This is a genomic window from Cupriavidus phytorum (genome assembly GCF_003254285.1).
Lineage (GTDB): Bacteria > Pseudomonadota > Gammaproteobacteria > Burkholderiales > Burkholderiaceae > Cupriavidus > Cupriavidus phytorum.
The window spans coordinates 295,317-319,517 of record NZ_QKZN01000005.1 but is presented as its reverse complement, the minus strand read 5'-3'; the positions used below and the strand labels follow the sequence as shown (position 1 = coordinate 319,517).

General features: G+C 67.9%; 21 protein-coding genes and 3 tRNA genes. 15 read left to right on the top strand and 9 right to left on the bottom strand.

Annotated features, from left to right (window positions below):
* Positions 1-55: 55 nt before the first annotated feature.
* A complete protein-coding gene (locus tag C7416_RS15685) occupies positions 56-688 on the top strand; it encodes a response regulator transcription factor (RefSeq protein WP_012352577.1) in 633 nt (210 codons plus the stop codon).
* A gap of 90 nt (positions 689-778) precedes the next feature.
* Here the strand turns inward: C7416_RS15685 and C7416_RS15680 are convergent, their stop codons facing one another.
* A complete protein-coding gene (locus C7416_RS15680) occupies positions 779-1,459 on the bottom strand; it encodes a hypothetical protein (RefSeq protein WP_111519761.1) in 681 nt (226 codons plus the stop codon).
* 150 nt (positions 1,460-1,609) lie between these two features.
* On the opposite strand from C7416_RS15680, the gene folD reads away from it, so the two are divergent.
* The 5 genes from folD to C7416_RS15655 all read left to right on the top strand — a co-directional run bounded on the left by folD (position 1,610) and on the right by C7416_RS15655 (position 7,951).
* Entirely contained in the window at positions 1,610-2,461 is an 852-nt protein-coding gene (gene folD, locus C7416_RS15675; protein WP_111519760.1) for a bifunctional methylenetetrahydrofolate dehydrogenase/methenyltetrahydrofolate cyclohydrolase FolD, read from the top strand.
* Positions 2,462-2,604: 143 nt separating this feature from the next.
* Positions 2,605-4,689, top strand: a complete 2,085-nt coding sequence (locus tag C7416_RS15670; RefSeq protein ID WP_111519759.1) for a M3 family metallopeptidase — start codon at positions 2,605-2,607, stop codon at positions 4,687-4,689.
* The gene (gene xth, locus C7416_RS15665) at positions 4,686-5,516 is read left to right on the top strand and encodes an exodeoxyribonuclease III (RefSeq protein ID WP_181461249.1); all 831 of its coding nucleotides are present in this window, start codon (positions 4,686-4,688) and stop codon (positions 5,514-5,516) included. The genes C7416_RS15670 and xth overlap by 4 nt, the downstream gene beginning before the upstream one ends.
* Before the next feature lie 109 nt (positions 5,517-5,625).
* A complete protein-coding gene (gene hpaR / locus C7416_RS15660; RefSeq protein ID WP_111519758.1) occupies positions 5,626-6,138 on the top strand; it encodes a homoprotocatechuate degradation operon regulator HpaR in 513 nt (170 codons plus the stop codon).
* 19 nt (positions 6,139-6,157) lie between these two features.
* Positions 6,158-7,951: a SulP family inorganic anion transporter gene (locus C7416_RS15655; protein WP_111519757.1), complete on the top strand. Its 1,794-nt coding sequence runs from the start codon at positions 6,158-6,160 to the stop codon at positions 7,949-7,951.
* 181 nt (positions 7,952-8,132) lie between these two features.
* On the opposite strand, the gene C7416_RS15650 is transcribed toward C7416_RS15655, so the two are convergent.
* Entirely contained in the window at positions 8,133-8,396 is a 264-nt protein-coding gene (locus C7416_RS15650; RefSeq protein WP_018006788.1) for a DUF1488 family protein, read from the bottom strand.
* A 227-nt stretch (positions 8,397-8,623) separates the two neighbouring features.
* Between C7416_RS15650 and C7416_RS15645 the strand changes: the two genes are divergently transcribed.
* Positions 8,624-8,699: transfer RNA gene (locus C7416_RS15645), tRNA-Lys, on the top strand.
* A gap of 78 nt (positions 8,700-8,777) precedes the next feature.
* Here the strand turns inward: C7416_RS15645 and C7416_RS15640 are convergent.
* Together C7416_RS15640 and C7416_RS15635 are read right to left on the bottom strand one after the other, a co-directional pair.
* On the bottom strand, positions 8,778-10,166 hold the full coding sequence (locus C7416_RS15640; protein ID WP_111519756.1) for an 8-oxoguanine deaminase: 1,389 nt from the start codon (positions 10,164-10,166) through the stop codon (positions 8,778-8,780).
* Positions 10,167-10,306: 140 nt separating this feature from the next.
* On the bottom strand, positions 10,307-11,215 hold the full coding sequence (locus tag C7416_RS15635) for a LysR family transcriptional regulator (RefSeq protein ID WP_111519755.1): 909 nt from the start codon (positions 11,213-11,215) through the stop codon (positions 10,307-10,309).
* A 141-nt stretch (positions 11,216-11,356) separates the two neighbouring features.
* On the opposite strand from C7416_RS15635, the gene C7416_RS15630 reads away from it, so the two are divergent.
* The 3 genes from C7416_RS15630 (at position 11,357) to C7416_RS15620 (ending at position 13,448) form a co-directional block, all read left to right on the top strand.
* A tRNA-Lys gene (locus tag C7416_RS15630) sits at positions 11,357-11,432 on the top strand.
* Between the two features lie 356 nt (positions 11,433-11,788).
* A complete protein-coding gene (locus C7416_RS15625; RefSeq protein ID WP_111519754.1) occupies positions 11,789-12,769 on the top strand; it encodes a tripartite tricarboxylate transporter substrate binding protein BugE in 981 nt (326 codons plus the stop codon).
* A gap of 319 nt (positions 12,770-13,088) precedes the next feature.
* A complete protein-coding gene (locus C7416_RS15620; protein WP_111519753.1) occupies positions 13,089-13,448 on the top strand; it encodes a hypothetical protein in 360 nt (119 codons plus the stop codon).
* 66 nt (positions 13,449-13,514) lie between these two features.
* On the opposite strand, the gene C7416_RS15615 is transcribed toward C7416_RS15620, so the two are convergent.
* Entirely contained in the window at positions 13,515-15,032 is a 1,518-nt protein-coding gene (locus C7416_RS15615) for an acetyl-CoA hydrolase/transferase family protein (protein WP_111519752.1), read from the bottom strand.
* Between the two features lie 391 nt (positions 15,033-15,423).
* Between C7416_RS15615 and C7416_RS15610 the strand changes: the two genes are divergently transcribed.
* Entirely contained in the window at positions 15,424-15,978 is a 555-nt protein-coding gene (locus C7416_RS15610; RefSeq protein ID WP_111519751.1) for a MarR family transcriptional regulator, read from the top strand.
* A 170-nt stretch (positions 15,979-16,148) separates the two neighbouring features.
* Positions 16,149-21,002, top strand: a complete 4,854-nt coding sequence (locus C7416_RS15605) for an NAD-glutamate dehydrogenase (RefSeq protein ID WP_111519750.1) — start codon at positions 16,149-16,151, stop codon at positions 21,000-21,002.
* Positions 21,003-21,022: 20 nt separating this feature from the next.
* Here the strand turns inward: C7416_RS15605 and C7416_RS15600 are convergent, their stop codons facing one another.
* Together C7416_RS15600 and C7416_RS15590 are read right to left on the bottom strand one after the other, a co-directional pair.
* Complete coding sequence (locus tag C7416_RS15600) at positions 21,023-21,376, bottom strand: hypothetical protein (RefSeq protein WP_111519749.1); 354 nt, start codon at positions 21,374-21,376, stop codon at positions 21,023-21,025.
* A 499-nt stretch (positions 21,377-21,875) separates the two neighbouring features.
* Complete coding sequence (locus C7416_RS15590) at positions 21,876-22,271, bottom strand: hypothetical protein (protein WP_111519747.1); 396 nt, start codon at positions 22,269-22,271, stop codon at positions 21,876-21,878.
* A 184-nt stretch (positions 22,272-22,455) separates the two neighbouring features.
* Between C7416_RS15590 and C7416_RS15585 the strand changes: the two genes are divergently transcribed.
* The 3 genes from C7416_RS15585 to C7416_RS15575 all read left to right on the top strand — a co-directional run bounded on the left by C7416_RS15585 (position 22,456) and on the right by C7416_RS15575 (position 23,760).
* Complete coding sequence (locus tag C7416_RS15585; RefSeq protein WP_111519746.1) at positions 22,456-22,716, top strand: hypothetical protein; 261 nt, start codon at positions 22,456-22,458, stop codon at positions 22,714-22,716.
* A 44-nt stretch (positions 22,717-22,760) separates the two neighbouring features.
* On the top strand, positions 22,761-23,267 hold the full coding sequence (locus tag C7416_RS15580; protein ID WP_111519745.1) for a cupin domain-containing protein: 507 nt from the start codon (positions 22,761-22,763) through the stop codon (positions 23,265-23,267).
* 268 nt (positions 23,268-23,535) lie between these two features.
* Positions 23,536-23,760, top strand: coding sequence for a DUF2188 domain-containing protein (locus tag C7416_RS15575; RefSeq protein WP_062798162.1), 225 nt, complete (start codon positions 23,536-23,538; stop codon positions 23,758-23,760).
* Between the two features lie 15 nt (positions 23,761-23,775).
* Here C7416_RS15575 and C7416_RS29170 read toward each other — a convergent pair whose 3' ends face one another.
* Together C7416_RS29170 and C7416_RS15570 are read right to left on the bottom strand one after the other, a co-directional pair.
* On the bottom strand, positions 23,776-23,916 hold the full coding sequence (locus tag C7416_RS29170; protein WP_172582630.1) for a hypothetical protein: 141 nt from the start codon (positions 23,914-23,916) through the stop codon (positions 23,776-23,778).
* Positions 23,917-24,089: 173 nt separating this feature from the next.
* Positions 24,090-24,166: transfer RNA gene (locus tag C7416_RS15570), tRNA-Pro, on the bottom strand.
* Positions 24,167-24,201: the final 35 nt, after the last annotated feature.

Sequence of the window (24,201 nt, the reverse complement as noted above, 5' to 3'; positions counted from 1 at the left end):
AGGGCCGCTGCCGGTTACACTTCGCAGCAATGAATTGTTGTCCCGAGGAGACTACATGACCGCAACGCCAAACCCCACGCCCCACCGCGGCGAGACCGTGTTCATCGTCGACGACGATGAAGCCATGCGCGACTCGCTGACCTGGCTGCTGGAGGGCAATGGCTATCAGGTGCGCAGCTTCACCAGCGCCGAGCAGTTCCTCGCCGCCTACGACGCCAGCCAGGTGTCCTGCCTGATCCTGGATGTGCGCATGCCCGGCATGAGCGGGCCCGAGCTGCAGGAGCGCATGCTGGCCGAGCAGATCGACATCCCCATCGTCTTCATCACCGGCCACGGCGACGTGCCGATGGCGGTATCGACGATGAAGCGCGGCGCGATCGACTTCATCGAAAAGCCCTTCGACGAGTCCGAGCTGCGCGCGCTGGTCGAGCGCATGCTGCAGAAGGCCCGCACCGACCACTCCACCGCGCGCGAGCAGCGCGCCGCCAAGGACCTGCTGGGCAAGCTGACCACGCGCGAGCAGCAGGTGCTGGAGCGCATCGTGGCCGGCCGCCTGAACAAGCAGATCGCCGACGACCTGGGCATTTCCATCAAGACCGTGGAGGCGCACCGCGCCAACATCATGGAAAAGCTCAACGTCAACACCGTCGCCGACCTGCTGCGCCTGGCGCTGTCGCGCAACAGCTGAGCGGCTGGCACCCGCCCCGCTTGCCCGGTGCGGCCCTGGGCCGCACCTGCCCCTCGCTGCGCCCCTTCCACACACTGTTCCGCACACCATTCAGCGCCCGAGATAATCCTCGTCGCGGAAGGTCACCACCCACTGTGGCCGATAGACCACAAACACCGCGACCAGCATGCCGGTGAGAAAGGCCTCGCCAAAGGCCAGGATCACGGCACCGAGCAGGGTGTCGGCAAGGCTCAGCGGCTGTCCCGACATCACCAGGTAGCGCCAGCCCGCCTGCGCCGCCCCGGCACCCAGCGCGGCCAGTCCGGCGGTGAAATACCCGTGCCCGAGGATGAACACGAACGGATGGCGCGGCAGCAGGCGCCGCATCGTCGCCTGCAGGCCGGCCGAGAGCAGCGCCGGCAGCAGCGCCAGCCAGACATAGCGCACCCACAGCGCGGCCCAGTCGAACTGGCTCCAGCCATGCCCGGCCAGGTATTCCAGCCCCAGCAGCGAGACCACGTCGGCGGCGAACAGCGACAGCAGCGCCAGCGGCAGCCCGAACAGCGTCACCATCAGCGTGGCGCCGAGCAGCTGGATCACCATGCCGCCGGCCAGCGTCGCGCGCACCGTCCACAGCAGCGCCACCAGCAGCATCGCGCCGAGCCAGGCATGCTGCAGCGCATCGCGGCGCAGCAGCCGCCAGGGGCGGCGCGTCAGCGCCCATAGCAGTCCGCACACGGACAGCAGCACCAGCAGCGGATCGGACAGTGTCGAGGCAAGCGCGGTAGGCATGCGGCCGATGCTACCAGTGCCGGGACGGGGTAATCGCTGCCGGCGGTCAAGCTCAGTGCGACAGGCCTCGCGCAACCTTTATAATTCCGCCTTTGGCCCCGCCGCGCGCGGGCGCCGCCACCTTCTCGCCATCATCCCCGCCCTGCCTCCATGCCTGCCCAACTGATCGACGGCAACGCCCTTGCCAAGCAAATCCGCTCCGAAGCCGCCCAGCGCGCCGCCCGCCTGACCGAACGCGGCCACCAGCCCGGCCTGGCCGTGGTCCTGGTCGGCGAAGACCCGGCCAGCCAGGTCTACGTGCGCAACAAGGTCAAGGCCTGCGAGGACAACGGCTTCCATTCCTCGCTGGACCGCTATCCGGCCGACCTGTCCGAGGCCGACCTGCTGGCCCGCATCGACGCCCTCAACCGCGATCCCCGCATCCACGGCATCCTGGTGCAGCTGCCGCTGCCGAAGCACATCGACAGCCACAAGGTGCTCGAAGCGATCGCCCCGGAAAAGGACGTCGACGGCTTCCACGTGGCCAACGCCGGCGCGCTGATGACCGGCGCGCCGCTGTTCCGCCCGTGCACGCCGTACGGCTGCATGAAGATGCTGGAATCGATCCAGTACCCGCTGCGCGGCGCGCGCGCGGTGGTGGTGGGCGCCTCCAATATCGTCGGCAAGCCGATGGCGATGCTGCTGCTGCAGGCCGGCGCCACCGTCACCATCTGCAACAGCAAGACCCGCGATATCGGCGCCCACACCCGCGACGCCGACGTGGTGGTGGCCGCGGTCGGCAAGCGCAACCTGATCACGGCCGACATGGTCAAGCCCGGCGCGGTGGTGATCGATGTCGGCATGAACCGCGATGACCAAGGCAAGCTGTGCGGCGATGTCGACTTCGCCGGCGTGCGCGAAGTCGCCGGCTACATCACGCCGGTGCCGGGCGGGGTCGGGCCGATGACCATCACCATGCTGCTGATCAATACGCTGGAAGCCGCCGAGCGGGCCGCGGGCTGAGCGCCGCGACTTTGAGCGCCGCAACTTGCCGCCGGCGCCCGATGCGCCACCCGGGGCACTGGAAAATCCACCGCCCCGGCCCCATCTGCGGGAATATTGCCTGACCAAGACCAGCCAACCGAGCAGCCAACCGAGAACACGCCATGGACCACGCCGCCAACGCTACCAATCCGCTGCTGGACTTTTCCGACCTGCCCCGCTTTGCCGAGATCCGGCCCGAGCACATCAGCCCCGCGCTCGACGTGCTGCTGGAACGCGCGCAACAGGCCGTCGCCCGCGCCGAGGATCCCGCCACGCCCGCCGATTGGGCCAACGCGGTGCAGGCGCTGGAAGCCGCCACCGAGCCGCTGGGCCGCGCCTGGGGCGTGGTCAGCCACCTCAGCGCCGTCGCCGATACGCCCGAGCTGCGCCAGGCGCATGCCGAGAACCTGCCGCGCATGACCGAGTTCTGGTCGTCGCTCGGCCAGAGCCTGGCGCTGTATGAGAAATACAAGGCGCTGGCGGCCAGCCCCGAGTTTGCCGGCATGAGCGCGGCGCGCCACCAGCTGATCGAGAACGAGCTGCGCGGCTTCCGCCTCGGCGGCGCCGAACTGCCCGAGGACAAGAAGCCGCGCTTTGCCGAGATCCAGGAGCAGCAGGCCCAGCTGTCCAAGGCCTTCTCCGACCACGTGCTCGACGCGACCAACGCCTACGCGCTGGTCATCGAGGACGAGGCGCGCCTGGCCGGCCTGCCCGACGATGCCCGTGAAGCCGCCCGCCACGCCGCGGAAAAGGATGGCAAGGCCGGCTGGAAGTTTACGCTGCACTTCCCCTCCTACTTCCCGGTGCTGCAGTACGCGGACGACCGCGCGCTGCGCCAGACCCTGTACGAGGCCAACGTCACGCGCGCGTCCGAGCTCGGCCCGCAGCACGGCCAGGGCCAGGCCGACTGGGACAACACTGCCAATATGCGCGAGCAGCTGGCGCTGCGCCGCGAAGAGGCGCAGATGCTGGGTTACCAGTGCTATGGCGAAGTCTCGCTGGTGCCGAAGATGGCCGAGTCGCCTGCCGAGGTGCTCAAGTTCCTCGACGAACTGGCGGTCAAGGCGCGACCCTATGCCGAGCAGGACTGGGCCGAGCTGAAGGCCTTCGCCGCAGCCGAGCTGGGCCTGCCGGAGCTGGCGCCGTGGGACGTGGCCTATGCCTCGGAGAAGCTGCGCCAGCAGCGCTATGCGTTCTCCGAACACGAGGTCAAGCAGTACTTCCCGGAAGCCAAGGTGCTGGAAGGCCTGTTCGGCGTGGTGCAGAAGCTGTTCTCGGTGCGCATCGAGCCCGAGCCGGCGCAGACCTGGCACCCGGACGCGCGCTTCTTCCGCGTCAGCACCGCCGATGGCACGTTGCTGGCCCAGTTCTACATCGACCTGTACGCGCGCGAAGGCAAGCGCGGCGGCGCGTGGATGGACGATGCACGCGGGCGCAAGGTGCTCGAGCATGGCGGCGTGCAGACGCCGGTGGCCTACCTGACCTGCAATTTCTCGGCGCCGGTGGGCGGCAAGCCCGCGCTGTTCACGCACGATGAGGTCATCACGCTGTTCCACGAGTTCGGCCACGGCCTGCACCACATGCTGACGCAGGTGGGCGAGCTGGGCGTGTCGGGCATCAACGGCGTGGAGTGGGATGCGGTGGAGCTGCCGTCGCAGTTCATGGAGAACTTCTGCTGGGAATACGAAGTGCTGACCGGCATGACACAGCATGTCGACACCGGCGAGCCGCTGCCGCGCGCGCTGTTCGACCGCATGCTGGCGGCCAAGAACTTCCAGAACGGCATGATGACGCTGCGCCAGATCGTGTTCTCGTCGTTCGACATGCACCTGCATACCGACTTCGACCCGGCCGGCGCCACCTCGGTGCTGGAGCTGTCGCGCCAGATCAACGACCGCGTGCACGTGGTGCCGCAGCATCCGCTGTCGCGCTGGCCGAACACCTTCAGCCATATCTTCGCCGGCGGCTATGCCGCGGGCTATTACAGCTACAAGTGGGCCGAAGTGCTGTCGGCCGACGTCTACGCGGCGTTCGAAGAGGCCGCGCAGCTGTCGGGCACGGTGCTCGACAGCGAAACCGGCGCGCGCTACCAGCGCGAGATCCTGTCGGTGGGCGGCAGCCGCCCGGCGATGGACTCGTTCGTGGCCTTCCGCGGCCGCGCGCCGCAGATCGACGCGCTGCTGCGCCACGGCGGGATGGCGGCATGAGCGCGCTGGGACTGCCGGGCCAGGGTCCGCTGCGCATCGCCAGCTGGAACGTCAATTCGCTGAAAGTACGCCTGCCGCAGGTGCTGCAGTGGCTGGCCGAACAGGACCAGGCCGGCGCGCCGATCGACGCGCTGTGCCTGCAGGAACTGAAGCTGCCGGACGACAAGTATCCGCTGGCCGAGCTGGAAAACGCCGGTTTCCACAGCGTCTACACCGGCCAGAAGACCTACAACGGCGTCGCCATCCTGGCGCGCGACGCGAGCATGCCCGGCCCCGTCGACGTGGTGCGCAACATCCCCGGCTTCGAGGACGCGCAGCAGCGCGTGATTGCCGCCACTTATGGCGACCTGCGCCTGGTCTGCGCCTATTTCCCTAATGGGCAGGCGCCCGACTCGGACAAGTTCGCCTACAAGCTGCAATGGCTGGAAGCGATGACCGCGTGGCTGCGCGAGGAAATGACGCGGCACCCGCGGCTGGCGCTGCTGGGCGACTTCAATATCGCGCCGGAGGACCGCGACGTACACGACCCGGCCAAGTGGGAAGGCCAGAACCTGGTCTCGCCGCCCGAGCGCGCCGCCTTTGCCGCGCTGCTCGAACTGGGCCTGGCGGATGCGTTCCGCAAGTTCGAGCAGCCGGAGAAGGCGTTCTCGTGGTGGGACTACCGCATGCTGGCGTTCCGGCGCAATGCCGGGCTGCGCATCGACCATATCCTGCTGTCGCCGGCGCTGACCGAGCAATGCACCGCGTGCGTGATCGACCGGGTGCCGCGCACCTGGGAGCAGCCATCCGACCACACCCCGGTGGTGGCGACGCTGCATTGCGGCTGACCCTGCGGGGCATGCGCGCCTGCCGGCCGCACTGGGGCATGGCGCGGGTTCAGGCAAGCCCGGGCAAGCCCCGCTCGCCGCGCCCGGCCGTGATCGTTACACTGCGGGCATGAGCCCTCCCGCCCAGGCCATGTTTCGCCACCGCAATCTCCCCCACCTGCTGCTGCAAGCGCGCGAAGCGTTGCTGGCCGGCTTCCGGCCGATCCTGCGGCAGTTCGGCGTGACCGAGCAGCAATGGCGCGTGCTGCGCACGCTCAACGAGCGCGGGCCGATGGAACCCAACCAGCTCGCCGAGGCCTGCCTGATCCTGAGCCCCAGCCTGACCCGCATGCTGGCCGGCATGGAAGACGCCGGGCTGGTGGCACGCACGCGCTCGGCCACCGACCAGCGCCGCCAGCTGGTCAACCTGACCAGTGCCGCGCGCGACATCATCGCGCAGATGGAACCGCTGATCGACGCCCGCTACCAGCAGCTCGCGCAGCAGCTGGGGGCCGAGCGGCTGGCCGAGGTCTATCGCGCGCTCGACGCCATGCTGGCCAGCCTGGGCCCGCAGGCCGCGCCTCAATCCACTGCGCCCGCCGCTGCCTTGCCGCCCTCCGGACACGGCGGCGAAGCCGGCTAGCCCGCCCCGTTTGCCGCCGATGTCTTCGCCCGCCACCGCATCCCTGCTGCCGCGCCTGTTCCCCTGGAGCCAGCGCGTCGACCCGACCACGCTGCGCGCCGACCTGGTGGCTGGACTGCTCGGCGCCGTGCTGGTGTTGCCGCAGGGGGTGGCGTTCGCCACGCTGGCCGGCCTGCCGCCGCAGTACGGCATCTACAGCGCGGTGGTGCCATGCATCGTGGCGGCGCTGTTCGGTTCGAGCTGGCACGTCATGTCGGGGCCGACCAACGCCAACTCGCTGGCACTGTTCGCGATGCTGAGCCCGCTCGCGTTCGCGGGCAGCCCGGCCTATATCGGCCTGGCGCTGGCGGTCACCATCGTGGTCGGCGTGATGCAGCTGGCGGTGGGCACGCTGCGGCTGGGGTCGCTGGCCAACTTTATTTCGCCGTCGGTGCTGCTCGGCTTTACTTGCGGCGCGGCGACGCTGATCGGGCTGTACGCACTGAAGGACCTGTTCGGGCTGTCGGTGCCGACCGGCACCAGCGCCTTCGGCGTACTGCGCCATCTGTTCGAGCATGCCGATGCCATCAACTGGGACGCGGCCATGGTGGGCGCGGTCACGCTGGCGGTGACGCTGCTGTGCAAGCGGCTGTGGCGGCGCCTGCCGTTCATGCTGCTGGGCCTGCTGGCCGGCTACGGCGTGGCGCTGCTGCTGAACCAGGCCGGCGGCCACCACGTCAACGTGGTCGGGCCGATTCCGTCGGCACTGCCGCACTTCCAGGTGCCGGACGTGGACTGGCGCAAGCTGCCCGACCTGCTCGGCATCGCCGCGGCGCTGACCATCGTCGCGCTGGGCCAGTCGATCTCCATCGCCAAGGCGGTGGCATTGCGCTCGGGCCAGCATATCGATGCCAACCGCGAGTTCATCGGCCAGGGCCTGTCGAATATCGCGGGCGGTTTCTTTTCCGGCTATATCTCATGCGGCTCGCTCAACCGCTCGGTGCCCAACTTCGAGGCCGGCGCGCGCACGCCGCTGGCCAGCGTGTTCTCGGCGCTGTGGCTGGTGGCGCTGGTCGCGGTCAGCGCCCCGCTGCTGGCGCAGATCCCGATGGCGGCGATCGCGGCGATGCTGCTGCTGGTGGCGTGGGGCCTGCTCGACATCGCGCGGCTGCGCCGCATCTTCACGCTCAGCCGCACCGAGTTCGCGATCGCCATCGGCACCTTTGCCGCCACGCTGGTGATCCGGCTGGAAATGGCGGTGCTGCTCGGCACCGTGCTGTCGCTGGTGGCCTACCTGTACCGCACCTCGCGGCCCGCGGTGCGCAGCCTGGTGCCGGATGCCGGCGACCCCGGCCGGCGCTTCACGCCGCTGGACGAGCTGCGCCGTCCGCAGCCGGAATGCCCGCAGCTCAAGCTGCTGCGCATGGAGGGTGCGATCTACTTCGGCGCGGTGCAATACGTGACCGACCGCCTGCACTGGCTGCGCACCGTCAATGCCGGCCAGACCCACCTGCTGGCGATGACCAAGAGCATGAACTTCATCGACCTCGCCGGCGCGGAAATGTGGGAATACGAGCTGAGCGAACGCCGCGCGCTCGGCGGCGACCTGTACTTCCACCGTCCGCGCACGCAGGTGCTGCAGACCTGGGCGCAGACCGGCTTTACCGACAAGCTCGGCGCCGACCATGTGTTCCCGACCAAGCGGCAGGCGCTGCACACCATCATCGGACAGCTGTCGCCGGAAGTCTGCGCCCGCTGCACCGTGCGCATCTTCGAGGAATGCGCGTCGCGGCCGGGCGCCACGGCAGCAACGGCCGCGTCCGCGCAGCCATGAGCGTAGCGCCCGCACAGGCGCGCTTCGCCACGGTTACGGCGGCAAAAAAACGGAAGAAACTGGAGATCGCCTGTGCCGGCGGCGCCGGCTGGCAAGCAAGGCCGGACGGCCTATGCTCTGAACCCTGATGCCAGATGGGCGCCCGCGGCTTGCCTGGGGCGGGCCGGGGCATCCATCTGCATCAGATCGGCGCCACGTGGGCGCGCTTGACGACGATAGGCTGCGGCGCGCCCTGCTCGATCAGCACCACGGCGGCGCGTTCGATGGTTTCGCGGCCGGCGCGGAATGCTTCTTCAAGTGACAGCACCTGGTCGGCGCTGAAACCTTCCCACAGTGCTTCGCGTGTCACCACGCAAGTCACCTTCTCGCCATTGACAAGTGCCTGGAACAACAAGCCTTCGTTATTGATGTCGTAGCGCTCTTGCTCTTGGAATTTGATATCCATCGGTGCAGCCCTCCATATGCAAGTGGAGAAACATCCTAACATGGCTCCGGCAAAATCGTATGGGTAGAACCCCATGCGACAGGGTTCATTCGGAAGACCACGGCGACCGCCGTTCGGTTCCGTCGGCCACCCCCTTCGCACGCGGGGCCCGTTCGCGCAGCTTGCCATGGCAATGGCGTCAGGCAATTGACAGCGCCGGAAATCATGCTAGAATCTCGTTCTTCGTTGGGGCGTTAGCTCAGTTGGTAGAGCAGCGGACTCTTAATCCGTAGGTCGAGTGTTCGAGTCACTCACGCCCCACCAGCGAATACAAGAAAGGCCGGATGCAGCGACGCTTCCGGCCTTTTGCTTTGGGCGGCGCGGATGCGCCGCCGCGCCTCGTCACGCGCCGACGCTGGCCCGCTCGAACAGCGTGTGCGCCAGCGTGCGATGGCGCAGCAGCACGGCAGGCAGGTCGGCGGTGAGCAACTCGCCGTCACGCACGACTTCCCTGCCATTGATCACGCTGGCCGCGACATTGGCCGGCGTGCAGAACACCAGCGCCGCCACCGGGTCATGGCCGGCGCCGGCAAACCCGACCGACGCCAGGTCGAAGGCGACGAAGTCCGCCGACATGCCCGGCGCCAGCGCGCCGATATCGTCGCGGTTGAGCACGCGCGCGCCGCCCAGCGTGGCGATTTCCAGCGCCTCGCGCGCGCTCATCGCGGCCGGACCGTAGCCGACCCGCTGCAGCAGCATCGCCTGGCGCGCCTCGCCCAGCATATGCGCGCCGTCGTTCGACGCGCTGCCGTCCACGCCCAGCCCCACCGGCACGCCCGCATCGCGCATCGCACGCACCGGCGCAATGCCCGATGCCAGCCGCATGTTCGAGCACGGGCAATGTGCCACCCCGGTGCCGGTCCGCGCGAACAGCGCGATGCCCTCATCGTCCAGCTTGACGCAGTGCGCGTGCCACACATCGTGGCCGACCCAGCCCAGGTCCTCGGCATACTGCGCCGGCGTCAGGCCGAATTTCTCGCGCGAATAGGCAATGTCGTTGTCGTTCTCGGCCAGGTGCGTATGCAGCGACACGCCATAGTGGCGCGCCATCACCGCCGATTCGCGCATCAGGTCGCGCGATACCGAGAACGGCGAGCACGGCGCCAGCACCACGCGCAGCATCGCGTGGCGCGCGCTGTCGTGGTACTGCTCCACCAGCCGCTGGCTATCGCGCAGGATGGCGGCCTCTTCTTCGACCACCACGTCCGGCGGCAGGCCGCCCTTGCTGCGACCCACGCTCATCGAGCCGCGCGCGGCATGGAAGCGCATGCCCATCTCCTGCGCCGCGGCGATCGAATCGTCCAGGCGCGAGCCATTGGGGAAAAGGTAGAGGTGGTCGCTGGTGGTGGTGCAGCCCGACAGCATCAGCTCTGCCATCGCGGTCTTGGTCGACACCGCGATCATTTCCGGGGTCAGGTGCGACCACAGCATGTACAGGTTGGTCAGCCACGAGAACAGCTCGGCATCCTGCGCCGCCGGCACCGCGCGCGTCAGGCTCTGGTACATGTGATGGTGCGTGTTGACCAGCCCGGGCGTGACCACGCGGCCGCGCATGTCCAGCACCTGCGCGCTGCCGTCGTCGACCATGCGCCGGTATTGCGGCGGCAGCTCGGCGGTGGGGCCGACCCATTGCACCGCGGGGCCTTCGGCGACCAGCGCACCGTCGCGGATCTCGCGGCGCTGCGCGTCCATGGTCACCAGGACGTCGGCATTGAGGGCGATCAGGGTCATGGCGGAATTCCTTCTGTGAAGCGGATGGGATTGAGGGCAGATACGTTCGCCGCCAGTCTACGGCGTCGCGTTGCCTCTTCCTAAGCATTGAATTCCGATCAGCCTGTCCACAAAAAGTGGACACCTGCCAGAGGCCCGGCTCAGCGGGCTTGCGCAAACAGCGTCGCCAGCGCGTCGCCGATGCGCTCGGCCATCAGCCCGGCCGCGGCGCTGAGCTGGCCGCCGGCGCGCGCCACCAGCGTCAGCGTCTGGCCCTGCAGGTGGCGGTCGCGCAAGGGCACGTACACCAGCGCCTGGCGCGCGCGCTCTTCCATCACGTCGAGCGGGTTCAGCAGCGCGATGCCGGTCCCCAGCAGCACCAGTTGGCGGATCAGCACGGTCGAGGTCGACTCCGCCACCGGCGAGACCTCGATCGCATTGCGCGCAAAGGCCGCATCGAGGATGCCGCGGATCGACAAGGAAGGTGCCGGCAGGATCAGCGGATAGCCGACGCACTCGCTCAGCAGCACCGATGGCCGCGCCGCCAGCGCATGATCGGGCGGCACCACTGCGCCGATCTGCCAGTCGCTGCTGGCCAGCGCACGAAAGGCCGGCAGTTCCGGCAGGTCATAGCCCAGGCCGAGGTCGGCATCGCCCTGCTCCACCGCCGCGACGATCTCGGCCACCGGCAGATCGTTGACGCGCACCACGATGCCCGGATAGCGCTGGCGGAAGTCATGCACCAGCGAGGGCATCAGCGAGCCCGCCAGGCCCGCCGTCACCGCCACCGTGACCTCGCCCCGGCGCGCGCCCTTGAAGTCCTCGATACGCTCGCGCAGCGCGTCGTGTTCGCGCAGCGTCTGGCGAACGTGGGCCAGCACCATCTCGCCCAGCGGTGTCAGCCGCAGGCGCTTGTTGATGCGCTCGAACAGCGGCGCGCCCAGCTCGGACTCCAGGTCCAGAATCTGCCGGTTGACCGCGGTTGGCGCGACGTGCAGGTGCTCGGCCGCCTTGCGGATGGAACCGCGGCGGACGACCTCGTCGAGATAGCGTAGGACTCTGGCGTGCATGGATCTGGCAAACGGATGGCTGCGGTGCCGGCGCGGACGCGCATGACGGCGGCCTGGCATTGTAGCGGCCAGGCATGGTAAAAAATGCCGCAAAGGCTATTGCGCCGCATTGGATACCTTGCTACAATCTTTTTCTTCGTTGGGGCGTTAGCTCAGTTGGTAGAGCAGCGGACTCTTAATCCGTAGGTCGAGTGTTCGAGTCACTCACGCCCCACCAGCGAATTCAGAAAAGCCGGAAGCCTCGCTTCCGGCTTTTTGCTTTGGCGCTGCTTTTACGCTTGCCTCACCCATCCTGGACACGCGCGCGATCGGCAGCACAGCCCGATTCTTGATACGCGGGTTCTTACCAATTCCCCTGCAGGCGCTTTCCCGGTTGAATCGCTCCCGCGCCATTGTGGAACATAGTTCCGTATCGCGGAACTATCGCAAGGCGCCGGCCGTACCGCATCCCGGCACGGCCCGGTCATGCCAGCCCGGGAAACCCTGACAGCGCGGGCGCCGGATCCGTAGCCGATCCGCGGACACGCCTGCAGCCTGGCTGGCGAATCAGTGAAAGAAGAATGGAGGCCCTCCTTGAAAGCAGTCCTTAACGCCGGCGCAGCCGCATGCATCGCGGCCCTCGGCCTGGCCCACGCCGGCCTGGCGCACGCCCAGTCCTACCCTGCCAAGCCGATCCGCCTGATCGTGCCGTTCGCGGCCGGCGGCACCACCGATATCGTGGCGCGCGCGGTGTCCGACGGCCTGGGCCGTGAGCTGGGCCAGCCGGTGGTGGTGGAAAACCGCGGCGGCGGCGGCGGCGCCATCGGTGCCGACGCGCTCGCCAAGTCGGCGCCGGACGGCTACACGCTGGGCATCGCCACGGTCAGCACCATGGCGACCAACCCGGCCACCAACCCCAAGAACCCGTACGATCCGCTCAAGGACTTCGCGCCGATCACCAACCTGGTCAACGTGCCCAACGTGCTGACGGTGAATCCGAAGGTTCCGGCCAAGACCCTGAAGGAATTCGTGGCGATGCTGAAGGCCAACCCGGGCAAGTACAGCTACGCCTCGGCCGGCAAGGGCAGCATCTCGCACCTGGACGGGGAACTGTTCAAGGACATCACCCAGACTGACATGGTCCACATCCCCTACCGCGGATCGGGCCCGGCGCTGAACGACACGCTGGCCGGCCAGGTCAACGCGCAGTTCGACAACCTGCCGTCGTCGATGCCGCATATCCAGGCCGGCAAGCTGCGCGCGCTGGCAGTGGCTGCGCCCAAGCGTGTCGAAGGCCTGCCCGACGTGCCGACCTTTGCCGAAGCCGGCATGAAGGACATGAACAACATGGCCTGGTACGGGCTGGTGGCCCCGGCCGGCACGCCGGCGGCGATCATCACGCGCGTGCATGATGCCGCGGTCAAGGCGCTGCAGGACCCCAACGTCAAGCGCCGGCTGGCCGACAGCGGGGCCTACACCGACGGCAACACGCCGCAGCAATACGCCGCGCAGATCAAGCGCGAGCTGGACCTGCGCAAGAAGATCGCGCGCGACCAGAACATCACGCTGGAATAACTGGCGAGACGGCACGAGCCGTCTCCCGGCCCCGAAACCGGCTGCCTCCGCAGCCGGTTTTTTTTATGCGCGGCATCCCAACATGCCCGGCGCGCCACTCAGATTATTCCTATTGCGGGCGCGTTTGATCCGGCGCAGCACGCCGGCCCTGTCGGTAACGTTCAATACGTGTAGAAGAAACTTTCACTTTGCGGACATGCGCCGACTCGGTACATTTACCGGGTGCTCCGCCACACGCGCCGGCAGTCGACCGGCCAACGTCCGGCCCCAACCGGTTTCGCGCAGGCGCTGCGCGACCGTCATTCGCGAGGAAAACAAGATGCTGAAGAAGTCCGTTCCGACCCTGATCGTTGCAGCACTGGCCGCCCTCGGCGCGACGCAGGTCTATGCACAGAAGAACTACACCGACGGCGGCGATCTCTACAGCGGCAGCCACACCAAGAAAGCCGGCCCTAACCAGAGCGCGGCCAAGTCCGGCAAGTTTGACCCGTACACCGACGGTGCCAAGCAATCGACCAAGTCGGAGCTGACGAGCTCGGGCAAGAAGTTCGATCCCAACACCGATGGCGCCAAGTCCGGCAAGTTCGATCCGTATACCGAAGGCGCCAAGGCCGGCAAGGCCGATCCCTACACCGACGGCGCCAAGGCGCCCGCGAGCCAGGGCACCAAGGCGCAGTAACACCGCCCTCGCCCGGTCACACAGCCCGCCTGCGCGGGCTGTTTTGTTTTCGGGATCGCCCGTGCCTCAGGCCGCCAGCGCCGGTGCCGGCCGCGCCGGCTGCATGGTGCCGCGGTCGCGGAAGGCGGCATGCCAGGACAGCGCCTCTTCCACCAGGTGCGGGGTCTGGCCGCCATGCGCGCAGGCGCGGCGGAAGTAATCGCCCAGCAGGTCGCGGTATTGCGGGTCGGCGCAGTTGGCGATGACGGTGCGGGCGCGTTCGCGCGGCGCCAGGCCGCGCAGGTCGGCCAGGCCGTGCTCGGTGACGATGATGTCGACATCGTGCTCGGTATGGTCGACGTGCGCCACCATCGGCACGATGCTCGAGATGTCGCCACCCTTGGCCACCGACTTCGTTACGAACACCGACAGGTGCGCATTGCGGGCAAAGTCTCCCGAGCCGCCGATACCGTTCATCATGTGCGTGCCGCCCACATGGGTCGAGTTGACATTGCCGTAGATATCGCACTCGAGCGCCGTGTTGATGGTGATCAGCCCCAGCCGGCGCAGGATCTCCGGATGGTTGCTGATTTCCTGCGGCCGCAGCAGCAGGCGCGAGCGATAACGGTCCAGGTTCGACAGGAAGCGCTGGTACACCGCGCGCGTCAGCGTCACCGACGAGGCCGAGGCAAAGGCCAGGCGCCCCGCATCCAGCAATTCGATGGTGCTGTCCTGCAGCACTTCGGAATACATCTGCAGCTCGCGAAACGGCGACTCGACCATCCCGTGCAGGACCGCGTTGGCAATGGTGCCGATGCCGGCCTGCAGCGGCTGCAGCGACGGCGACAGCCGCCCGGCGCGCACTTCGCGCAGCAGAAATTCATTGAGATGGCCGGCGATCTGGCGGGTGTCGGTGTCCGGCGGCAGCGCGTTGGACGGGCTGTCGTCCTTGGCGGTGATGACAATGGCCGCGATCTTCTCGGGATCGATCGGGATATACGGCAGGCCGATGCGCTGCGCGGGCGCGATCAGCGGGATCGGCTGGCGGTACGGGCGCTGCACCGGGAAATAGATGTCGTGCAGCCCTTCCAGCTCCAGCGGCATGTTCAGGTTGATCTCGACGATCACCTTGCGCGCCAGCATGGCGAAACTGGCCGAATTGCCGACCGAGGTGCTAGGGATGATGCCGCCCTGCTCGGTGATCGCCACCGCCTCCACCACTGCGACATCCACCGGCGCGATCTGGCCCGAGCGCAGCTGCTCGACGGTCTCGGACAGATGCTGGTCGATGAACATGACTTCGCCCGCATTGATCTTGCGGCGCAGCGTGGCATCGGACTGGAACGGCAGGCGGCGCGCGATCACGTCGGCCTCCGCCAGCACGCGGTCGATGTCGTTGCCGAGCGAGGCGCCGGTCATCAGCGTGATGCGCAGCCGCTCGGTGGCGGCGCGGCGCGCCAGCGCGAACGGCACTTCCTTGCAGTCGCCTGCCCGCGTGAATCCGCTCATGCCTACCGTCATGCCGTCGCGGATCAGCGCGGCGGCTTCGTCGGCCGAGACTACCTTGTCATGCAGCCTGGCCAGGCGAATGCGTTCCTTGTACATCGTTGATCTCCGGTCTGACGGCCGGCCCGTGCCTGCGCCGTTCGCCCCGTGCTGGCCTGGTCGGCTGGTTGCGGGGTCTCCGGCAGGCAGTGTAGCCAGCCCCGCCTATTCCAGCGATGATTTAAAGTTATCCATCCAAGTCGCTTTTTTCATAATTTGGCGGAGGGTGCGCGCAGCAGCCGCCACTCTCGCGCGGTACCGGCTCAGGACATACCCGCAGTGGTCACAAATCCTGCAAAAGTTTCTGTTAGTCTCGCCGTTCGGTCGACCCAGCCCGCCCCAGAGGCAGCGGCGGCCGTGCCGCCCGGGCCGGCCATGCTCCGGCCCCTGGCATCCCCTGCGGGTGCCTGTGCATTGCGGTGGCGGCAAAACACAACAGGAGACGCCATTCATGCAGCCAAGACCCCTCGAACCCAGCGAGCCGGTTGTCCTTGCCCTGATTGACGCAGTCACCGCCTGGCAAGGTGCGTTGGACCAGACCCTGCGCGCCTCGGGCCTTAACTATTCCCAGTGGCTGCTGCTGCGGGCCATCCGCCAGGGTGCCTTCAAGCGCGGCCTGCCGCTGGCCGGTCCGATGCCGCTCGACGCGGCACAATCGGAGACGATGCTCGACGAACTGCGCCGCGACGGCTGGATCGAATACACCGCGACGGTGGCGCCCCGCATCGCCGAGGGCGCCACCGCGCGCGTGCAACGTACCGCGCAGGCGCTGAGCGCGCTGCACAGCGTCTCGGTGGCTGCCTTCAATTCGCAGGAACGTGCCGCGCTGGGCAGCCTGCTGGACCGGATGAAAGCAACGCTGGACGGCCACACCTCGCGCCAGGCCAGGGCCGTTGCCGAAGCCCCCCGCCACGAACGGCACACGCAACAGCCGCTGCCATGCCCCGGCCTGCCGCCGGTGGCACATCGCCCCGCCTCCAGCCCTAGCCTCGCCGCGCGCTTCTGATCTCCTGATCTCTGCCGGTCCCGCGGATTCCCGCCGGGACCGCCTCACCTCCCTTCCCGGCAGCGCCAGTACCCGCCACTTTCTTGCGCCGGGCACTCGGATTTTTCCTAAAGTATGAGCATGCCCCGGCACATGCCCCGGCGGCCCATCGACACCGCGAGGAGGGGAACATGCCGCAGGAGAACGAAGACAAGGTCGCGCACCTGCTGGACGAACTCGCCAACTTCGCGCGCGGGCGGCTCCCGGCGGCGATGTTCGGCGTGGTCGAGCCCTTCCTGCTGCATTACTACGACCAGGCCGATGCCGAAGACCTGCTGCGGCGCGAGGTGGCCGACCTGTACGGCGCCGTGATGGCGCACTGGCAGACGGCGCAGAAGTTCACCCCCGGCAGCGCCCGCATCCGCGTCTACAACCCCAACCTGGAAGAGCACGGCTGGCACTCCGACCACACCGTGGTCGAGATCGTCAACGACGACATGCCGTTCCTGGTCGACTCCGTGACCATGGAGATCAACCGGCAGGGCCTGGCGCTGCATTCGGCCATCCATCCGGTATTCCGGGTCTGGCGCGGCGGCACCGGCATCGAGCGGATCGCCCCCGCCGGCGCCGGCGAGTCCGGCGACAGCTCGCGCCTGGAGTCCTTCATCCATTTCGAGATCGACCGCACCGGCGAGTCGTCGCGCCTCGACGCCTTGCGCAACGGCATCTCGCAAGTGCTGGTCGACGTGCGCGCCGCGGTGGAAGACTGGCCGAAGATGTGCGACATCACGCGCGCCACCATCGGCGTGATGGCGCAGGCGCCGGATGCGGCTTCGGCGGAGAGCGTCGAGGCGCGCGCCTTCCTCGAATGGATGATGGACGACCATTTCTCCTTCCTGGGACAGCGCGACTACCAGCTGGTGGCGCGCGACGGACGCTACTTCCTGCGCGGCGTGGCGGGCTCGGGCGCCGGCATCCTGCGCGAGAGCCTGCGCGAGCCCGATGCCGAAGACCTGACGCCGCTGCCCGCGGCGGCCACCGCGATCATCGAAGGCAGCTCGCCAATCTTCCTGACCAAGGCCAATTCGCGCGCCACGGTGCACCGGCCCGGCTATCTCGACTACGTCGGCGTCAAGCTGCTCGATGAAAACGGGCAGCTGTTCGGCGAGCGGCGCTTCGTCGGCCTCTACACCTCGACCGCCTACATGGCGCCGATCGCCGACATCCCGCTGGTGCGGCGCAAGTGCGCCAACATCCTGGCGCGCGCCGGCTTCCTCGCCAAGGGCCACCTGTACAAGTCGCTGGTCACGATCCTGGAGCAATATCCGCGCGACGAATTGTTCCAGGCGACCGAGGACGAGCTGTTCGACATCACCACCGGCATCCTGCGGCTGCAGGAGCACCAGCGCACGCGGCTGTTCGTACGGCGCGACCGCTTCGATCGCTTTGTCTCGTGCCTGGTGTTCGTGCCGCGCGACAAGTACAACACCGACCTGCGCCAGAAAATCCAGAAGCTGCTGACCACGGCCTTCCACGGCACCAGCTGCGAGTTCACGCCGCTGCTGTCGGAATCGCCGCTGGCGCGCATCCAGCTGACCGTGCGCGGCGAGCCCGGCACCATGCCCAAGGTCGACACGCAGGAGCTGGAAGCGCGCATCGTTCATGCCAGCCGCCGCTGGCAGGACGACCTCGCCGAAGCGCTGCACGAAAGCCACGGCGAAGAGCACGGCAACCGGCTGCTGCAGCGCTATGGCGGCTCGTTCCCCGCCGGCTACCGCGAAGACTATCCGGCGCGCACCGCGGTGCGCGATATCGAGCTGATGGAGCATGCGCGGCGCGGCAACGGCATGGCGATGAACCTGTACCGGCCGATCGAAGCCGCGCCGGGTGCGTTCCGCTTCAAGGTGTACCGCGCCGGCGAACCGATCGCGCTGTCGCTGAGCCTGCCGATGCTGGAGCACCTGGGCGTGCGCGTCGATGAAGAGCGCCCCTACCTGATCGAGCCCGACAGCGGCGCACCGCTATGGGTGCACGACTTCGGACTCGAAATCGCCGATGGCAGCAGCGCCGCGGAGTTCGACATCGCGCGCGTCAAGGCGCTGTTCGAGGATGCCTTTGCGCGCGCATGGCACGGCGAGATCGAGAACGACGACCTCAACCGCCTGGTGCTGCGCGCCGAACTGGCCGCGCGCGATGTCACCATCCTGCGCGCGTACGCGCGCTACCTGCGGCAGGTGGGCTCGACCTTCAGCGATGCCTATATCGAACGCGCGCTGACCGGCAACGCCGCCATTGCCGCGATGCTGGTGGCGCTGTTCGTGGCGCGCTTCGACACCTTCAGCCAGGTGGCCGCCGACACCGCGCGCCAGGCACGCTGCGACAAGCTGCTGGCCGACATCGGCACGGCGCTGGACAAGGTCCCCAACCTCGACGAAGACCGCATCCTGCGGCTCTTCCTCGGCGTGATCAACGCCACCGTGCGCACCAACTATTTCCATCGTGGCGAGGACGGCCAGCCGCGACCGTACCTGTCGTTCAAGTTCAATCCCGCGCTGGTGCCAGGCTTGCCGGAGCCACGCCCGATGTTCGAGATCTGGGTCTACTCGCCGCGCGTGGAGGGGGTGCACCTGCGCGGCGGACGCGTGGCGCGCGGCGGGCTGCGCTGGTCGGACCGGCGCGAGGACTTCCGCACCGAAGTGCTGGGCCTGATGAAGGCGCAGATGGTCAAGAACACGGTGATCGTGCCGGTCGGCTCCAAGGGCGGCTTCGTGGTCAAGCGCCCGCCGCCGCCCACCGACCGCGACGCCTTCCTGCGCGAAGGCATCGCCTGCTACCAGACCTTCCTGCGCGGTCTTCTGGACCTGACCGACAACCTCGTCGCCGGCGAGCTGGTGCCGCCTCCCGACGTGGTGCGCCACGACGACAACGACCCCTACCTGGTGGTGGCCGCGGACAAGGGCACGGCCACCTTCTCGGACTTCGCCAATGCGATCTCGGGCGAGTACGGATTCTGGCTGGGCGATGCCTTCGCCTCCGGCGGCTCGGTCGGCTATGACCACAAGAAGATGGGGATCACCGCGCGCGGCGCGTGGGAATCGGTCAAGCGGCATTTTCGCGAGATGGGCGTCGACATCCAGTCCACGGATTTCACTGTCGCCGGCATCGGCGACATGTCGGGCGACGTATTCGGCAACGGCATGCTGCTGTCGCCGCATATCCGGCTGGTGGCCGCGTTCGACCACCGCCACGTCTTCCTCGACCCGGATCCGGACCCGGCGCGCAGCCTGCAGGAACGCGCGCGGCTGTTCGGGCTGCCGCGCTCGAGCTGGGCCGACTACGACGCCACGCTGATTTCCGCCGGCGGCGGCATCTATCCGCGCACGGCCAAGACCATCCCGCTGTCGCCACAGGTGCAGGCAGTGCTCGGCATCACCGCCAGCGCGCTGTCGCCGGCCGAACTGATCCACGCCATCCTGATGGCGCCGGTGGACCTGCTCTACAACGGCGGCATCGGCACCTACGTCAAGTCGAGCCAGGAAACGCACCTGCAGGCGGGCGATCGCACCAACGACGCGGTGCGCGTCAATGGCAACGAACTGCGCTGCAAGGTGGTCGGCGAAGGCGGCAACCTCGGCTTTACGCAACTGGGCCGCATCGAGTTCGCGCGCAAGGGCGGCCGCATCAACACCGATGCCATCGACAACTCGGCCGGCGTCGACTGCTCCGACCACGAGGTCAACATCAAGATCCTGCTGGGACTGGTGGTCGCCGACGGCGAGATGACCGAAAAGCAGCGCAACAAGCTGCTGGCCGAGATGACCGACGAAGTCGGCCTGCTGGTGCTGCAGGACAATTACTACCAGACCCAGGCGCTGTCGGTGGCCGGCCGCAGCAGCGGCGCGCTGCTCGACGGCGAGGCGCGCCTGGTGCGCTGGCTGGAACGCGCCGGCCGGCTGAACCGCGCGCTCGAATTCCTGCCCTCGGATGAGGACATTGCCGAGCGCAAGCTGGCCGGCGAAGGCCTGACCTCGCCCGAGCGCGCGGTGCTGCTGGCCTACAGCAAGATGTGGCTGTACGACGAGCTGCTGGGCTCAGACTTGCCGGAAGACGCCCTGGTTGCCGGCCTGCTTGCCGATTACTTCCCGGTGCCGCTGCGCCAGCGCTATGGCGAAGCCATGCAGCGCCATCCGCTGCGGCGCGAGATCCTGTCGACGCACCTGACCAATATGCTGGTCAACCGCATCGGTGCCACCTTCGTGCACCGGATCATGGAAGAAACCGATGCGCGTCCCGCCGATATCGTGCGCGCCTGCCTGATCGCGCGCGACGTGTTCGGGCTGACCGCGCTGTGGCAGGAGATCGACGCGCTCGACAATCGCGTGGCCGACGCCGAGCAGGCGCGCATGTTCGGCGCGGTGGCGCTGCTGCTGGAGCGCGCATGCCTGTGGTTCATCCGCTATCTGCGCAGCGGCAGCAGCGCCACCGAAGACCTGGCACGCTTTGCGCAGGCGGCACAGTGGCTGGGACCCCGCTTGCCGAAACTATTGCCGCAGGCGGATGCCGCGGCGCTGGCAGAGCATACGCGCGCGCTGACCGAGGCGGGCGTGGCCGAGACGCTGGCCACGCGCGTGGCCGGCAGCGAGATTTCCGCCGCCGCGCTCGACATCGCCGAAGTGGCCGCGGCGTGCGAGCGCAGCCTGGACCTGGTCGCGGGGGTGTACTTTGCGCTGGACAGCCACCTGAGCTTCAGCTGGCTGCGTGAACGCGCGCTGGCGCTGCCATCGGACACCCACTGGGACCTGCTGGCGCGCACCACCACGCTCGAAGACCTCGGACGGCTCAAGCGCGCGCTGACGGTTAGCGTGCTGTCTCAAGCGGGAGATCAGACCTCGCCGGAAGCGATGATCGACGCCTGGCGCGCCAGCCGCCATGGCGCGCTCGAACGCTTTACGCGCATGCTGGCGGACCAGCGCGCCTCCGGCGCGGCGGGACTGTCGATGCTGTCGGTCGCGGTGCGCGAGATCGGCATGCTGGAGCGAAGCTAGCCGCCACCGGGGCTGCCGGCTTACTCGTCGGTGTCAGCGTCAGGATCAGCGCCTAGGTCCGCATCGGCGTCGGCGCTGCGCGGGCGCAGCTCGAGCCCGAGCAGGATCAGCAGCTCGAAGGCATCGGACAGCAGGTGCTTCTGCCGCGGCAGCAGGCTGGCGTACGGCATGTCGTAGATCGACTGGTGCGCCGCGCGCTCACCCTTCAGGCCGCGGTCGCGCGCGATGTCCGACAGCAGCGCGGCAAAGCCGGACAGGTCTTGCGCCGCCAGCGCCGAGTTCAACACCTTCGCGATAACTTCGGGCGAAGCGTTGGCCCAGCCCATGCGCTCGGCATTGGAAGCGGGGTCGTTGGGAAGGTCGGCAAAGTCCATGTTGTGTTTAACGGTCCTGCCTAAACTAGCTTAAGCCGCCAACGATGTGAATTTGACCCCACACAGGTGGGGTAACATGGCCTGCAGCCGGTGCCGGTCAGCGCGATGCGGGTTTGGCGCGGCCCTGGGCCGGTGCCTTCCGAGGTACCTTCGGGCGCGCTCCGGCGGGCCGCTTTGCTGGTTCCTTTTGCACTGCGCCGGCGGGTACCTGGCGATAGGTCGTGCTGCCATCCTTGGCCGTGCGCGCCACGACATGGTTGCGCGCGCCACACTGCGGGCAGCGGAACACCAGTCCCTGCCCTTCATCGCGGATCTGCACCTCGTCCGGCTGCCAGCTGGCGCCGCACGCCTGGTTCCCACAAACAAACATGAATTCTCCTGGAGGATCGTGCCGATCGACTGTCGGCACGGACGCGATTATCAGGCCTGTCGCGCGCCAGCGGGTCGATTTGCCGCCGATTGCGCCGATTGCGCCGGTCGGCCGGCATGGCCCCGCGCTTCAACCATTGCGCTGCACCCATTGCTGCGCCCACGCAATCGCCGCGGCCCGCGCCTCGTCCGGCGTGGCATGGGTGGTCGGCGGGGCCCCGCCTTCGAGCACCACGGCACCCGCTTCCCAGATATCGCACAGCGCCTTGAACCGCCCCATGCCGAGCGCGTGGCAGAACACGTGGATGACGAAGCCGCGGTACTCGAGCACGTCGGTGGCGGCATCGGTCAGCACCTGGTCCGCGGTGACATCGGCAGGCAGCAGGGGCGCATCGGACTGACGCGGTTCGCGCTGACCGGCGGCCGTGCGTGCCGACAGCGACGACCGCGCCAACGCGCCGCCGGCCGCCGCGCCAAGCAGCACGCCAAGGCCGAACCAGCAGGCTTTGCTTCCGCTTCCAGCCATGGCATCTCCTGTAGCGACCCGGCGGTCGCGGCAAGACAGCGTCGTGAGGACTGTTACCGGTTTCAGGTTATACCAGGCTGTGCCATCGCACCGCCGCGCCATCGCCCGAAATTGAGAATCCGGAGGATGACCGAACGGCATGCCGCGGCTATACTGTACATCCATACAGTATCTGGACACTGCCATGCCCTTGTACCAGTCCGATTCCATCCTGCTCGAAGCGCATTACTTTGGCGACGACACCGAATCCGTGCGGCTGCGCTGCGGCAGCGTCTGCGTCAACGCAGGCGCCATCGTGGTCGACGGCATCGAGCCGCGCCAGCTGCAATCGCTGCGCTGGACCCCGGACTTCCTGTCGTTCGAGTCGCAAGGCATGCGCCACCGCTACCCGGTGAGCCGCCCTGCGCTGGTGGGCCCCGCGCAGGCGCGCTTCGCCTTGCTTTAAGCTACGCCTTCCGATTCCGCCAATGCGCCGCGCGCCATGCCCCCATGCCAGACCTGAGCCCGACCGCCCGCCAGCTGATCCACGCACTCGACCTGCGGCCGCATCCGGAAGGCGGCTACTACCGCGAAACCTATCGCAGCGAGGAGCGCGTCGCATGCCAGGACGGCCGCACGCGCGAGGCCTGCACCGCCATCCACTACATGCTTTGCGGGACCGACTATTCCGCCTGGCATCGCATCCGTTCCGACGAACTGTGGCACTACCACGCCGGCTCCCCGCTGGACGTGCACCGCATCGTCGACGGCACCATCGTCACCCAGTGCCTGGGCGACCCGCTGCGGCATCCCGGCGCGGCGTTCCAGGCGCTGGTGCCGGGTGGCCAGTGGTTTGCCGCCGAACGCGTGGATGCGGGCGGCCCCGAGGACTTTGCGCTGGTCGGCTGCACCGTCGCGCCGGCCTTCCAGTTCAGCGAGTTCGAACTGGCCAGCGCGGCGACGCTTGCCGGACTCGTGCGCGGACCTGACATGCGGTGGCAGCGGCTGCTCCGATAGCACCGCACAAAAAAACAGCCCGCCGCGGCGGGGTGCGGGCGGGCTGGCGAGTACAGCCCATCCAGTCTACGTGCACCGGCGTCAGCGCCATGCCCCGAGCATCCCTGTATCCGGGCGCTTTTTCTGATTTCCGGCCCGAGGGATCACATGGCCAAGGCCGCTACCGCGAACTGCGCCGCAAAAGACACCGGCGCTGTCAGACGGTCACCGATACCGGCCGCGGGAAGCAGCGTGGAGACTAGGGCATCTTCCACCACGGAGGTGCGCCATGCCGGCCAAGAACATCCACGTCGTACCGCTCGACAACGGCTGGGCCATTGAATCCGAAGACGGCGCGGGCGGGCGCCAGCTTTACGCGACGCAAGAAGACGCGATCGCCGCGGGCACCGAGAAAGCCCGGCAACTCCAGGCAGAACTGCTCGTCCACGGCCGTGACGGCCGCATCCGGATGCGCAACAGCTTTGGCAACGATCCTCGCGATATCCAGGGCTGAACAGTCCGCAGCGCGTCAGCCGCCGCCGGCGCGCTGCCCTTCCACACGCGCACGCGTCGCGTAATAAGCAAGCACCAGCGATGCGGTCAGCGCCAGACCGGCTACTGCCAGGGCGATGCATGTGGTGCCGACGATCCCGTTGCCCTTGTCGCTCATTACAGCCTCCGTCGCGATGAAGTCCACTGTGCCACCACTATAGGTGCAACGGGCAGAATCGAAAAACGGCCAGGCCGCGCTCACGCGTGACCACGGGCGAAGTAGCACGCCCGATAACGGGAGACGGAAATTAAAAAAACCCGCTTGGCGATTTACCAAGCGGGTTTCTTGTCTGGTCGGGGCGAGAGGATTTGAACCTCCGACCACCTGCACCCCATGCAGGTACGCTACCAGGCTGCGCTACGCCCCGAAGCAAAAGATTATAACAGAAGCATTTCTCGTATG

Excerpts from the sequence above, each read along its gene's own strand:
- C7416_RS15685 (WP_012352577.1), top strand. The coding sequence starts at position 56 with ATGACCGCAACGCCAAACCCCACGCCCCACCGCGGCGAGACCGTGTTC.
- C7416_RS15680 (WP_111519761.1), bottom strand. The coding sequence starts at position 1,459 with ATGCCTACCGCGCTTGCCTCGACACTGTCCGATCCGCTGCTGGTGCTG.
- folD (WP_111519760.1), top strand. The coding sequence starts at position 1,610 with ATGCCTGCCCAACTGATCGACGGCAACGCCCTTGCCAAGCAAATCCGC.
- C7416_RS15670 (WP_111519759.1), top strand. The coding sequence starts at position 2,605 with ATGGACCACGCCGCCAACGCTACCAATCCGCTGCTGGACTTTTCCGAC.
- xth (WP_181461249.1), top strand. The coding sequence starts at position 4,686 with ATGAGCGCGCTGGGACTGCCGGGCCAGGGTCCGCTGCGCATCGCCAGC.
- hpaR (WP_111519758.1), top strand. The coding sequence starts at position 5,626 with ATGAGCCCTCCCGCCCAGGCCATGTTTCGCCACCGCAATCTCCCCCAC.
- C7416_RS15655 (WP_111519757.1), top strand. The coding sequence starts at position 6,158 with ATGTCTTCGCCCGCCACCGCATCCCTGCTGCCGCGCCTGTTCCCCTGG.
- C7416_RS15650 (WP_018006788.1), bottom strand. The coding sequence starts at position 8,396 with ATGGATATCAAATTCCAAGAGCAAGAGCGCTACGACATCAATAACGAA.
- C7416_RS15640 (WP_111519756.1), bottom strand. The coding sequence starts at position 10,166 with ATGACCCTGATCGCCCTCAATGCCGACGTCCTGGTGACCATGGACGCG.
- C7416_RS15635 (WP_111519755.1), bottom strand. The coding sequence starts at position 11,215 with ATGCACGCCAGAGTCCTACGCTATCTCGACGAGGTCGTCCGCCGCGGT.
- C7416_RS15620 (WP_111519753.1), top strand. The coding sequence starts at position 13,089 with ATGCTGAAGAAGTCCGTTCCGACCCTGATCGTTGCAGCACTGGCCGCC.
- C7416_RS15615 (WP_111519752.1), bottom strand. The coding sequence starts at position 15,032 with ATGTACAAGGAACGCATTCGCCTGGCCAGGCTGCATGACAAGGTAGTC.
- C7416_RS15610 (WP_111519751.1), top strand. The coding sequence starts at position 15,424 with ATGCAGCCAAGACCCCTCGAACCCAGCGAGCCGGTTGTCCTTGCCCTG.
- C7416_RS15605 (WP_111519750.1), top strand. The coding sequence starts at position 16,149 with ATGCCGCAGGAGAACGAAGACAAGGTCGCGCACCTGCTGGACGAACTC.
- C7416_RS15600 (WP_111519749.1), bottom strand. The coding sequence starts at position 21,376 with ATGGACTTTGCCGACCTTCCCAACGACCCCGCTTCCAATGCCGAGCGC.
- C7416_RS15590 (WP_111519747.1), bottom strand. The coding sequence starts at position 22,271 with ATGGCTGGAAGCGGAAGCAAAGCCTGCTGGTTCGGCCTTGGCGTGCTG.
- C7416_RS15585 (WP_111519746.1), top strand. The coding sequence starts at position 22,456 with ATGCCCTTGTACCAGTCCGATTCCATCCTGCTCGAAGCGCATTACTTT.
- C7416_RS15580 (WP_111519745.1), top strand. The coding sequence starts at position 22,761 with ATGCCAGACCTGAGCCCGACCGCCCGCCAGCTGATCCACGCACTCGAC.
- C7416_RS15575 (WP_062798162.1), top strand. The coding sequence starts at position 23,536 with ATGCCGGCCAAGAACATCCACGTCGTACCGCTCGACAACGGCTGGGCC.
- C7416_RS29170 (WP_172582630.1), bottom strand. The coding sequence starts at position 23,916 with ATGAGCGACAAGGGCAACGGGATCGTCGGCACCACATGCATCGCCCTG.